Raw genomic sequence first — 11,951 nt, forward strand, 5'->3', positions numbered from 1 at the left:
TATGTTACGATATTTGTTAGAGAAAGAGTTCAAGCAGATCCGTCGGGACCGGTTCATGCCGAAGATTATCTTCATCATCCCGATCATGCAGTTGATCATCTTGCCTTTCGCCGCTAATTTCGAGATGCGAAATATTAACCTTAGCATCGTGGACAATGATCATTCCGTCACCTCCATGCAATTGGTAGATAAGGTACTATCCTCCGGATATTTCCGCCTGACAGACCGGTCGGATCGTTACGACGAGGCGCTGACCTCGGTGGAGAGCAATGAGTCCGATATCATTCTGGAAATTCCCTCTGATTTCGAGCGGGACTTGGGTAAGGAGGGCAGGGCGGACGTGATGATCGCCGCTAACGCCGTGAACGGGACCAAGGGCGGCTTGGGTAGCTCCTACCTCTCCTCGATTATACAGGATTTCAATAGGGAGAAAGGTTTCGCCTCTATGGGATCGGGAAGGGGAGTGGCTTCGATTCACCTGTTCAATCCCCACCTGAGTTACAAGATCTATATGGTTCCCGGCATCATGGTATTCTTGCTGACGATTATTGGGGGATCGATCTCCGCCTTGAATATCGTGAGCGAGAAGGAGAAAGGGACGATCGAGCAGATAAACGTCTCGCCCGTGCCCAAGTCCCTGTTCCTGCTGTCGAAGCTGATCCCTTTCTGGGTGATAGGCTTTGTCCTGCTGACGGTGGCGATCCTTATCGCTTGGCTGATCTACGGCTTGGTGCCGGAGGGGAGTTTCGGGGTGATCTATTTGTTCGCCGCCGTATATTTGATCGCTTTTACGGGATTTGGCTTGGCGATCTCCTCCTTCTCGTCCACGCAGCAACAAGCGATGCTTACGGCGTTTTTCTTCTTGATCATTTTCGCCTTGCTAAGCGGATTGTTCACGCCGATCAGCAGTATGCCGGAATGGGCGCAGAAGATCACGCTGGCGAACCCGGTGCGTTATTTCGTGGATGTGATGCGTATGGTCTATTTAAAGGGGAGCGGCTTTGCCGATTTACGGGGACATTTTGTGATTGTCTGTCTATTTGCTGTTTTTTTTAATCTGTTAGCGGTAATTAGTTATCGTAAAAAGGGGTAGTTCGGAAATAAATGTTTTCTTTGTATCCCGTTTACGGATTATAAACTAATACAGCGAAAAAACATGTCATTTATCATTGTCGTACTTTGTTTGGCCTTATTGATTGTCTTGATATCCTACTTTAAGGTGGATGCTTTCATCGCGTTTCTGATCTCCTCTATCTTGGCGGGCATCGCTTTGGGTATTCCGTTGGAGAAGCTGCCGGACTCGGTGAATAACGGTATCGGGAGTATCTTGGGTGGGTTGACGTTGATTATCGTATTAGGCGCTATGCTAGGCAAGTTGGTGGCCGAGAGCGGAGCGGCACAGAAGATCGCTTCCGTGATGGTGTCGCTTTTTGGTACTAAGCATATACAATGGGGGCTGATGGTGACAGGCTTTGTCGTGGGTATTCCGTTATTTTATGGGATCGGATTTGTGTTGTTGGTGCCATTGATCTTCTCGATCGTGTATAAATACAAGCTTCCGGCGGTCTATATCGGGTTGCCGATGTTGGCGGCGTTGTCCGTGACGCATGGATTCCTGCCCCCGCATCCGTCTCCGGTAGCCTTGGTGGTACAGTTCAACGCAAATATCGGCCTTACGCTGATCTATGGCTTGTTCTTGGCGATTCCAGCTATCATTATCGCCGGGCCGGTGTTCGGCAGTCGGTTGAAACATATAAAATCCGGTCCGGTCACGTTGTTCGAGCAGAAAGAGGATAGCGGGAGATATAGCATGCCGGGCAAGGCGAATAGTTTTATCAGCGCTACGTTGCCTGTCTTTTTACTGATTATCGTGACGGTTATTCCTTATTGCTTTAAGGATATGGGCGAGATGGCGAGCGGGATAGTCTCTTTTATTGGTGCTCCTTCCATTGTAATGCTGATCGCCTTGTTGTTCGCTACATATACGCTGGGCATCCGGCAGGGACGTAGTATCAAGTCGGTTATGGCAGTCTATGGGGAGGCCGTGAAAGATATCTCTATGATCCTTTTGATCATCGCGGGTTCCGGTATCTTCAAGCAGATCATGGAGGATAGCGGGGTAAGCAATGAGCTGGCGACAAGCCTAGAGCAATTGCCCATTCATCCGTTGATCTTGGGTTGGTTGATCTCTGCCGTGATCCGTTTGTGCGTGGGATCGGCTACGGTGGCGGCGTTGACGGCGGCGGGCGTGGTGATGCCTTTAGTTACGCAAACGGGTGCGAACCCGAACTTGATGGTTTTATCTTTAGGAGCGGGTAGCTTGATGTTCTCGCATGTCAACGATTCCGGTTTCTGGATGTTCAAGGAATATTTTAACCTAAGCATAAAGGATACGATCTGCTCATGGTCTATCATGGAGACGATCGTGTCGGTCGTAGGATTGATCGGGGTAATGATCTTAAATATGATTGTATAATAAAAGAATGATTGAGCAATGAGAAAGAGATGGCTGCTTAGTATCGTTATTATGCTTTTCCCTTTCGTCGCCTCGTTTGCGGCGGACCCGGAGGAAGGTACTTATCCAACGGTCGGGAGGCTTTTTCATATAGCACGAAGCGTGAATAAGAACTTGGTTTGTTACGATGTGAATCTGAGGGATGGTAAGCTGGATACACATGATCCCTTGAACGTTTATTGGGTCAATCGGGAAAAGCATCCGGGGGAAACCAATGGCTTGAGCTATATCCAACGGAAAATGGCTTATGGGTATAAACTGATCTCGGCGAGTGATAATGCTTGTGTATGCTCATTGACCGCTTATCCCTCCCGCCAGTTGACGATTACCAAACGTGATTCCCGCTATGTATGCTACATAACGATCAACAACCAACAGGCGATTCTCCAATCCCTCTACGTTAAAGCCAGCTCCAAGAATCCTTTAAGCGTCGAGTATGTAGAGCTACAAGGAATCTCTGTCGCCACGAATCAACCGGTAACGGAAAGAGTCAGGAAATAGATCAATATATTTTTTTACTAACATATAAATGAAAGAAATTATGAGCATGATTAACGCAGATGAGAATTTTGAGAAATTAGGGTTGACCTTACCTCCCGCACCGGCTCCGGCCGGAGTTTACAAGCCTTGTGTGATAGATGGCAAATACCTGTATCTTTCCGGTCACGGGCCTGTGCGGAATGATAAGTCCTTGATCATCGGACGTATCGGCAAGGACTTGACGATGGATGAAGGCAAACTCGCCGCCCAGCAAGTAGGACTTACCATGTTGGCGACCATCCAGGCGAACCTTGGTAGCTTCAACAAGATAAAGAGAGTGATCAAGGTATTGGGTATGGTAAATTGTACGCCCGATTTCGGAAAGCATCCTTATGTGATCAATGGCTGTAGCGAGTTGTTCGCCGCCGTATGGGGGCCGGATAACGGTGTAGGTACCCGTAGCGCCGTAGGATTCGGTTCTCTTCCCGATAATATTCCTGTAGAGATAGAGGCTTTGTTCGAATTATACGAATAAGCCATGGACGATTGGTACGTCATAAGTAATGTAGACCGGATAGACTCGCCAGCCTTGGCGTTCTATCCGGATCGTATTTCCGGCAATATCGAGTTGGCCAAGAGGATCATAGGCGATACGAACCGGCTTCGTCCGCACGTGAAGACGAATAAGGCGGCTGAGGTATCCCGCATGCTGCTGGATGCCGGAATCCGGAAGTTCAAGTGCGCTACGATTGCCGAGGCCGAGATGCTGGGGCATATGAATGCCCCAGATGTATTATTAGCCTATCAGCCGGTAGGTCCGAAGATTTCCCGCTTATTAGATTTGATAAAGGCATATCCCGCCACCCATTACTCCTGCTTGGTAGATCAAGCGGAGAATGCCCGTGCGATCTCGGCTCTTTGCGAGGCCGGGAATATCACCTTGGATGTCTTTATCGATCTGAACGTGGGAATGAATCGTACCGGAGTCCTCCCGGAGAGAGCGGAGGCGCTGGTGGATGCCATTCTGCCGCTGAAGTCTCTGCAGATTATCGGGTTGCATGGCTACGACGGACATATACATGACGCGGAGCTATCGGTACGTTGCCAAGGCGCGGATGCAGCGTACGCCTTGACCGAACGTGTGTTCCGGGAGATATCCCGCAAGTTTGCCTATCCATTGGTAAAGGTGATGGGAGGTACTCCTACATTCCCGATGTACGCGAAGCGGAAGGATTGCGAATGCAGTCCCGGCACGTTTGTGTTCTGGGATTGGGGGTATGGAAACGCTTATCCGGATATGCCGTTCAAGGTAGCTGCCTTATTGATAACTCGGGTCATTTCCGTGCTGGATGAGCATCATGTTTGCGTAGATCTTGGTTACAAGGCGGTAGCCTCGGAAAGTCCTTTGCCCCGTGTGTTTTTCTTGAACCATCCGGAGGCGAAACCTATCTCCCAGAGCGAGGAGCATCTGGTCTTGGAAGTCCCGGACAGTCGGCTCTATCCATTAGGTTCCGTATTCTATGGCATTCCCGTTCATATTTGTCCTACGGTCGCTTTATACGACAAGGCTTATGTGATCCGGGATCGTGAGGCGATCGGCGAATGGCCTATCATTGCCCGTTCACGTCGCATCACCTATTAACGGTAATCAAATTTTCAATTATCAATTATCAACTCTCAATTAATAAAATGAATAAGCCATTTATTATCGACGCTCATCTCGACCTTAGCATGAACGCTTTGGAGTGGAACCGGGATTTGCGTCAACCCCTAAAGGAAATAAACCGGAGAGAAATCGGTATGACCGATAAGCCCGACCGTGGAAACGCCACTATATCGTTTGAGGAACTGCGTAAAGGAAACGTCGGGTTGGTAGTCGCCACCCAGATCGGTCGCTATGTAGGGCCGGATAATCCACTTCCCGGTTGGCATTCCCCGGAACAAGCTTGGGCGCAGACCCAAGGCCAACTTGCTTGGTATAAGGCGATGGAAGAGGAGGGCCAGATGGTCATGATCCGGGATAAGAAGGCCTTGGATACGCATCTGGCTCTTTGGAAAGACGGTGAACCCGCCGACAAGAAGCCGATCGGTTATGTATTAAGTATCGAGGGAGCCGACTCGTTCATCACGGTGAATCATGTGGAAAGGGCGTATGCTTATGGCTTGAGGGCGGTTGGCCCGGCACATTACGGCCCCGGAAGATATGCCAACGGTACGGATTCTACCGGTCATCTGAATGCCATGGGGAAAGAGTTGTTGCGTACCATGGATCGCTTGGGTATGATTCTTGACGTGACCCATTTATGTGATGAGGCTTTCTGGGATGCATTGGATTTGTATAAGGGACCGATTTGGGCGAGCCATAACAACTGTCGGGCCTTCGTAGATCACAACCGCCAGTTTAGCGACGAGATGATCAAGGCGTTGATAGAGCGTGGCGCCGTGATCGGTATCGCCCTAGACGCTTGGATGATGGTACCGAACTGGGTGCGAGGCGAGTCTACTCCAAGAGGCATGAACTGTGGTATGGAGATTATGGCGAACAATATCGATCATGTCTGCCAATTGGCCGGAAACGCGAACCATGTGGCTATCGGCAGTGATCTGGATGGTGCTTTCGGTACGGAGCAATGCCCGTATGACCTAGTAACGATCGCCGATCTCCAAAAGATATTCCCGATCCTTCAATACCGTGGCTTTACGGACGATGCTATCAACCGTATCGCCTCTGGTAACTGGATTGAGTTCTTACGGAAGCATTTGCCGGAATAAGCTACCGCAACCCGGGTTGCAGTGATACCGCGATGTGGATGCAGTGTTACTGCAACCCGGATTGTAGCGTCACTGCATCCGCATCGCGGTAAAAAGACAAACAAAGTGAGTCTATTTTATATCTGCAATACCAAGACGAACCGGCATCCCTTCTTATATTCCTTATCGATAGATAGGGTTCCGTTTAATTTACTAGCCATCAGTGCGCAGATGGGTAATCCCAAACCATCGCCTTGTGCTAGATCCTTCGCCTCATTGAATGGCTTGAATAAGTTCTCTTTTAGATCATCTGGTATGCCTGTACCATTATCGGTAATGATAAATTGGCAAACATGAGCGCCTTTCCGTTTAAATTCCAGACGAATGTTACCGCTGGAAGTATATAATGCGGCATTCTTTAACAAATGCAATAAGACTTGTTCCAGATGCTCGGCGTTCGTCTTAATCTCCAATTGGGGCACGTCTGTTACGAGGTTGACCTCCGGCTGAATATCCCCTTTAACCTTCTCCACGATTTTCTTACTGAAGTTTCCTACATTAAAAGAACTAACCTCATACGGTTCCATCAACGTATTCTCCAAGGAGGAAAGCTCTTGGATATGAACCGTAAACTGTTTCAAAGCCTCTACCCGTGTCCATACATCCTCGGCCTGCTTCGGAGCTACCGCCTGTAATTCCTTGGCGGATGCGCTAAGCTTGTTCAAGGTAGGCTCCATCTGAACCGATATGTTTTGGATGAATTGGGCTTGTTGTTCGCTATGCTCGTTTGTCGTCTGGATGATTTTCTTTAATTTCTTGTTCAGCACGATGAAGCGCAGCAAAAGGAATCCTAAGAAAAGTAAGGCGGCTATAAGGATTACCACGAATGTAATAAGTCCAACAATCATATATTGCTTAACAGACAATTTATCGTCTTTCTCCTGTATTGTCTGTAGGCTCTGATCGTATTTTTGTTGTAATGCCCCTAGCTTATCCTCTGCCGTAAGAGCCTTTACGGAATCCGTCCATACGATGTATTTGTCGTAGGTACGTTCCATCAGTGGGGCGTTGTTTGCCTTACGAGCGATAGAGATCAGGTTCCGGTAGCAATCGTTCACCTTGTCGTATTCTTTTTTCTCCTTATACTGGTTGATCAGTTTCTGGAAAGCAGCGTCCCCCTGCTCGTTTTGCCCGAACGTATAATAATAACCCGCTTGGGTATATAATAAATTGTTCGATAACTTCTCATCACCCGCTTGGCTGGCCAGATTATCTAATGTATTGAGTTGAACTTGCGCTTGGGCGGCGTTCTTTAGCTTAATATACATTTCCAACCGCTCTTTCGTTACTTGGAAGCGTTGCTCATAGAGCGATTTTTGCAACTTCAGTTCCTCGGTTAAGATGAATTGGTTCATCTGGCGGCAAAGATCGAATGCCTCTTGGTAATAATTCTCGCAATAATATAGATAAGCCGCCTGCGTACCGGCATCGATTGCCTGTTTGTAATCACCTTGTTGGGATAAGCTCTTGTAAGCTTGTAAAAAAAGATAACGAGCTTTGGTGTAGTCTTTTTTTTCCAGGCTGCTTTGTGCCTGTTTCATAAATTGATTCGTCGTATTTTGCGCCTGCATGACCGGACAGAAACAAAGCATAAAAGATAGTAAAAGATAAATGACCCTCATAACTTAAATTTTTTTTGAAGTAAAAATATGTATTTACTGGGATTCATACAAAATATATCAGGGGAAAAATAATAGATATTTTATTTTAAGATACGATTTGTGTGTCAATATTCATATTTATTTTGTCAATTCTGAAAGTTCTGAACAAGTGGAATGTGCTATCTTTATCACATTTATTAACTTTAAGAATTGTGTTTATGAGTATATCCGTATTAACAAAAGGCATGTCGTGTCTATTCTTTTGTTTTTGTGTTTGTTGTATGAATGCGCAAGTAAGAAACACTGATCCTGTACGTCACTTGAGGATATCCGGTTATTTGGGGCAACGGATCGACGCTTGTATCGAGTATCGAGTGAAAGCTCAAGATGTGGATCATTTGGTGGAACCTTTCCGGCATAAGGAAGAGACCTTGCGCTGGCAATCGGAATTTTGGGGAAAATGGATACAAGGGGCGATCGCCTCATACCGTTATGATAAAGATCCTGAGTTGTACAAGATTATTAAGAATGGAGCGGAGTCGTTGATGGAAACCCAATTACCGAATGGGTATATCGGTAATTATTCCGAGGAAGCGCAGTTGAACCAGTGGGATATATGGGGGCGGAAATACACGGCTTTAGGTTTGATCGCTTATTATGACTTATCCGGGGATCGAAAAGCTTTGGATGCCGCCTGCCGGGTGATCGACCATTTGATGACGCAGGTGGGACCCGGAAAAGTGAATATCGTGACGACCGGTAATTATATAGGAATGCCAAGCTCTTCGGTACTTGAGCCGGTGATGTATCTGTATAATCGTACCCGGCAAGATAAATATCTGGATTTTGCCAAGTACATCGTAAAGCAATGGGAGACTCCGGAAGGCCCTCGATTGATTAGTAAGGCGATTGCGGATATTCCTGTCGCCGGACGTTTTCCACATCCAAAGGTTTGGTTCTCTCCGGAGAATGGACAAAAAGCATATGAGATGATGTCTTGTTATGAGGGCTTGTTGGAACTTTACAAGGTCACTAAGAATCCATTATATTTATCTGTGGTGGAGAAAACGATGAATCATATTATCAATGAGGAAATCAATGTGGCTGGTTCCGGTAGTGCGTTCGAGTGCTGGTATGGGGGCAAGGCGTTACAAACTTATCCTACTTATCATACGATGGAGACTTGTGTGACGTTCACGTGGATGCAGATTTGTGACAGGATGCTCGGACTAACCGGAAATTCCTTATATGCGGACCAGATCGAGAAGGCTATGTATAACGCTTTACTAGCCTCGCTGAAAGCGGATGCCTCTCAAATAGCGAAATACAGTCCGTTGGAGGGCTGGCGGCATGAAGGAGAGGAGCAATGCGGTATGCATATCAATTGTTGCAATGCGAATGGACCTCGTGCTTTCGCGATGATTCCGCAATTCGCTTATCAGATAAACGGCAGACGTATCGATGTCAACCTATATGCGGCTTCGAGCGTGGAGGTAGAGTTGGATAAAAAGACGAGGGTGTCGATGACACAGGAGACGAACTACCCGATAGACGGGCAAGTCCGGATTGTGGTGGAACCGGAGAAGACGAGTGATTTTACGATCGCCTTGCGTATCCCGGCGTGGAGTGAGCGAACTGTGGTGTCTGTCAATGGTGAGCCTTTAACGGATCTGTTGGCTGGAGCATACCTACCGATTCATAGGACTTGGGAGAAAGGGGATGAAATTACGGTGGAGTTGGATATGCGGGCTCGCTTGGTGGAGCTGAACGAGGCTCAAGCGATCGTAAGAGGCCCTTTGGTGCTGGCTAGAGATAGCCGCTTTAAGGATGGAGATGTGGATGAGGCTTCCGTGATCGTCAGCAAGGATGGTTATGTGGAATTAACTCCGGTACAAGCCCCCGATTTCGCTTGGATGGCTTTTACCGTTCCTATGGTTTTAGGAACGGATTTGGAAGGAAACGGCAAGGCTCGCCCGATTCATCTGTGCGATTTCGCATCAGCTGGTAATACGTGGAATCAGGCAGAACGTTATAGAGTGTGGCTACCAAAAACATGGAATGTCATGCGTACGCCTTATAAACCTTATTGAGCGGTTCACTCCAGCTCAATGCGTCCGATCCCTGAATTCCGAGGGTGTAACCCCTTCTTTCTTCTTAAAGAATGTGGAGAACTGGCCGGCATTCTCGAAATGCAGGCTATAGGCGATCTCGGAGATCGTCAAAGGGGTGCTAGTCAGAAGCTCTTTCGCACGAAGGAGCTTCTGTTGTAATTGATATTGGGCGGGGGAGACGCCGGTGTATTCCTTAAACATCCGGCGAAACCATGAATAACCTAAACCAAGACGGGCAGCGATCTCTTCCGGACTTAATGGGTCCTCGATGTTCTCCTTCATTAATATACGTGCCTCGTTGATTTTATCTACGACATAGGTGTTCGTGAAGGAGTTGTTCTTTTCCTTATAATATACGGAGCCTAATATATGAAGCACGATACTGGAGATCATCTGTTGGTAACCGGATTTCTCCTCCGAGGCGAACTTCAGTATATCCTCATAAAGTCCGACGATCGTAGCGCTCAGCCCGATCCGGTGTAGCGGCTCTTCCTTGGTAAAGAATTTCTTCTCCACACGTTTATCGATATGAATACCCCGAAAACCTACCCAATACTCATCCCATCCCGTTTCCCGGTCCGGATAATAACTATGCCATTCCCCGGGGAAAAGGAGGATCATCGTCCCTGCGTTTATCTTTTGCGATTTACAAGACTGGGAGGAAAAGTACCCGCTACCTTTCGTTATATATACCAATTGATACTCATTCAGGATGCGCCCGGTCTGAGGCTTGAAATTATACTTCTCCGGATGCCGGGAAAGTGGATAGGCGCAACCCGGCGGGATGAATTGATATCCGACCGTCGTGACGACGATTCCCCATTCCTCATCCGTAGCGCTGATCGTCAAGTAACGTAGTAAATCATTCCGCAGTTCGTTCATGTCAGATTTGAAAGGTTTAAAATCATTTTCGTAAGCAAATATAGCAATAATGCTTCTACTTTTGCTTTCGTCAAACAAATAACTTTGTTAAGCCATGAAGGAATATAATTTTCTAGCCTTTGATATAGGGGCTACCAGTGGACGGGCCGTGCTCGGAACCTTAAAGGATGCCAAATTTGAAATGAAAGAGATCCATCGGTTCCCGAATCCGATGGTGGAATTACACGGACGGTTTTATTGGGATATCTATCATCTTTATACTTCTCTTATAGAAAGCTTGACGATATGCGCCCGGCAAAGAATCCGGTTGCACTCGATCGGAATAGATACATGGGGAGTGGATTTTGGGTATGTGGCTTTGGATGGCTCTTTATTGGGCTTACCTCGTGCTTACCGAGATCCTTATACGGACGGCGCTCCCGAGGACTTTTTCAAACGGATTCCCAAGGAAGAGGTCTATAAGCGAACAGGTATTCAAGTGATGCCGTTTAATAGCTTGTTCCAGCTTTTCAGGGCGGGGCAAGACTCGTTTATACCGCAGGAAGTGGCGGAAAAGATATTATTCATACCGGACCTTTTGGCTTATATGTTGACGGAGCGTATGGTATGTGAATATACGATCGCTTCCACGTCTCAATTATTGAACCCGGAAACCCATAAATTCGATTACAAGCTCTTGGAGGCCGTGGGTGTATCTCCTACTTTGATGTGTCCAGTGGTGATGCCGGGAACGTTGATCGGACGGTTGAGCGAGTCGATCGCCCGTAAGACAGGAATCGGGGAAATCCCGGTAATCGCCGTGGCCGGTCACGATACGGCGTCGGCGGTAGCCGCTGTTCCTGCTTCTTCTCCTAATTTCGCTTACTTGAGTAGCGGTACTTGGAGCTTGATGGGTATCGAGGTGGAGAAGCCGATTATCAACGAGGTCTCTTTCAAGAATAATTTCACGAATGAGGGGGGCATCGAGGGTACGACTCGCTTTTTGAAGAATATTACAGGTATGTGGATCTTGGAACGTTGCCGGGAGCAATGGAAGCGGTCCGGATTGGATTATTCGTACGATGATATGGTTCGGATGGCGGAGTTGAGCGAATTTACTTCTTTGATCAATCCGGATGATCCCCGTTTCGCCAATCCAGAGAATATGCTACGTGAGATCACGGCCTATTGTGAGGAAACCGGACAGGCTGTTCCCGCTTCGGACGCCGATTATATACATTGTATATTTTATAGCTTGGCGAATCGTTATAAAGAGGTGTTGGAAATACTCAAATCGATGTCGCCACATCCGATTGAACGATTGCATGTGATAGGTGGTGGCTCTCGGAACGATCTGCTGAATCAGTTGACAGCCAACGCTATCGGTATTCCCGTATTGGCAGGCCCGTCTGAGGCGACTGCCATTGGAAATTGCTTGATACAGGCTAAGTCGGCAGGATTACTGACGGATTGTTGGGAGATGCGAAGACTGATAGCCACCGCATTCCCTCCCAAGGAATTTTATCCGGAAAGGTGATACACATTCAAATCATATAAATTTAAAAACATCAT

At 47.4% G+C, this 11,951-nt stretch carries 10 protein-coding genes; 8 read left to right on the plus strand and 2 right to left on the minus strand.

The features are described from left to right. Position 1 precedes the first annotated feature (1 nt). The 6 genes from CI959_RS16260 to CI959_RS16285 all read left to right on the plus strand — a co-directional run bounded on the left by CI959_RS16260 (position 2) and on the right by CI959_RS16285 (position 5,767). Positions 2-1,093: an ABC transporter permease gene (locus tag CI959_RS16260; protein ID WP_057317344.1), complete on the plus strand. Its 1,092-nt coding sequence runs from the start codon at positions 2-4 to the stop codon at positions 1,091-1,093. 63 nt (positions 1,094-1,156) lie between these two features. Further along, positions 1,157-2,476: a gluconate:H+ symporter gene (locus tag CI959_RS16265; RefSeq protein ID WP_057317343.1), complete on the plus strand. Its 1,320-nt coding sequence runs from the start codon at positions 1,157-1,159 to the stop codon at positions 2,474-2,476. An 18-nt stretch (positions 2,477-2,494) separates the two neighbouring features. Beyond that, complete coding sequence (locus CI959_RS16270) at positions 2,495-3,016, plus strand: DUF4833 domain-containing protein (protein ID WP_005856451.1); 522 nt, start codon at positions 2,495-2,497, stop codon at positions 3,014-3,016. Between the two features lie 40 nt (positions 3,017-3,056). Then, complete coding sequence (locus tag CI959_RS16275) at positions 3,057-3,530, plus strand: RidA family protein (protein WP_005856453.1); 474 nt, start codon at positions 3,057-3,059, stop codon at positions 3,528-3,530. Positions 3,531-3,533: 3 nt separating this feature from the next. Then, positions 3,534-4,637 carry a D-TA family PLP-dependent enzyme gene (locus CI959_RS16280; RefSeq protein ID WP_008780489.1) on the plus strand — a complete coding sequence of 368 codons (1,104 nt, stop codon included), beginning with the start codon at positions 3,534-3,536 and terminating at the stop codon, positions 4,635-4,637. Between the two features lie 47 nt (positions 4,638-4,684). After that, positions 4,685-5,767 carry a dipeptidase gene (locus CI959_RS16285; protein ID WP_011966400.1) on the plus strand — a complete coding sequence of 361 codons (1,083 nt, stop codon included), beginning with the start codon at positions 4,685-4,687 and terminating at the stop codon, positions 5,765-5,767. A 116-nt stretch (positions 5,768-5,883) separates the two neighbouring features. On the opposite strand, the gene CI959_RS16290 is transcribed toward CI959_RS16285, so the two are convergent. Then, positions 5,884-7,428 (minus strand): HAMP domain-containing sensor histidine kinase, encoded by a 1,545-nt coding sequence (locus tag CI959_RS16290; RefSeq protein ID WP_009017898.1) that lies wholly within the window; start codon positions 7,426-7,428, stop codon positions 5,884-5,886. A gap of 197 nt (positions 7,429-7,625) precedes the next feature. Here CI959_RS16290 and CI959_RS16295 point away from each other — a divergent pair, with 197 nt between their 5' ends. Continuing rightward, positions 7,626-9,497 carry a glycoside hydrolase family 127 protein gene (locus CI959_RS16295; protein ID WP_011966399.1) on the plus strand — a complete coding sequence of 624 codons (1,872 nt, stop codon included), beginning with the start codon at positions 7,626-7,628 and terminating at the stop codon, positions 9,495-9,497. Between the two features lie 15 nt (positions 9,498-9,512). Here CI959_RS16295 and CI959_RS16300 read toward each other — a convergent pair whose 3' ends face one another. After that, positions 9,513-10,400 (minus strand): AraC family transcriptional regulator, encoded by an 888-nt coding sequence (locus CI959_RS16300; protein ID WP_005856470.1) that lies wholly within the window; start codon positions 10,398-10,400, stop codon positions 9,513-9,515. Between the two features lie 94 nt (positions 10,401-10,494). Here CI959_RS16300 and CI959_RS16305 point away from each other — a divergent pair, with 94 nt between their 5' ends. Beyond that, a complete protein-coding gene (locus CI959_RS16305; protein WP_005856473.1) occupies positions 10,495-11,916 on the plus strand; it encodes a rhamnulokinase family protein in 1,422 nt (473 codons plus the stop codon). Positions 11,917-11,951 lie beyond the last annotated feature (35 nt).

Origin of the sequence: Parabacteroides sp. AT13 (assembly GCF_002272965.1) — a bacterium.
GTDB lineage: Bacteria > Bacteroidota > Bacteroidia > Bacteroidales > Tannerellaceae > Parabacteroides > Parabacteroides distasonis.

Coding starts and splice junctions, on each gene's coding strand:
- CI959_RS16300 (WP_005856470.1), bottom strand. CDS start 10,400: ATGAACGAACTGCGGAATGATTTACTACGTTACTTGACGATCAGCGCT.
- CI959_RS16260 (WP_057317344.1), top strand. CDS start 2: ATGTTACGATATTTGTTAGAGAAAGAGTTCAAGCAGATCCGTCGGGAC.
- CI959_RS16265 (WP_057317343.1), top strand. CDS start 1,157: ATGTCATTTATCATTGTCGTACTTTGTTTGGCCTTATTGATTGTCTTG.
- CI959_RS16295 (WP_011966399.1), top strand. CDS start 7,626: ATGAGTATATCCGTATTAACAAAAGGCATGTCGTGTCTATTCTTTTGT.
- CI959_RS16270 (WP_005856451.1), top strand. CDS start 2,495: ATGAGAAAGAGATGGCTGCTTAGTATCGTTATTATGCTTTTCCCTTTC.
- CI959_RS16290 (WP_009017898.1), bottom strand. CDS start 7,428: ATGAGGGTCATTTATCTTTTACTATCTTTTATGCTTTGTTTCTGTCCG.
- CI959_RS16280 (WP_008780489.1), top strand. CDS start 3,534: ATGGACGATTGGTACGTCATAAGTAATGTAGACCGGATAGACTCGCCA.
- CI959_RS16305 (WP_005856473.1), top strand. CDS start 10,495: ATGAAGGAATATAATTTTCTAGCCTTTGATATAGGGGCTACCAGTGGA.
- CI959_RS16275 (WP_005856453.1), top strand. CDS start 3,057: ATGAGCATGATTAACGCAGATGAGAATTTTGAGAAATTAGGGTTGACC.
- CI959_RS16285 (WP_011966400.1), top strand. CDS start 4,685: ATGAATAAGCCATTTATTATCGACGCTCATCTCGACCTTAGCATGAAC.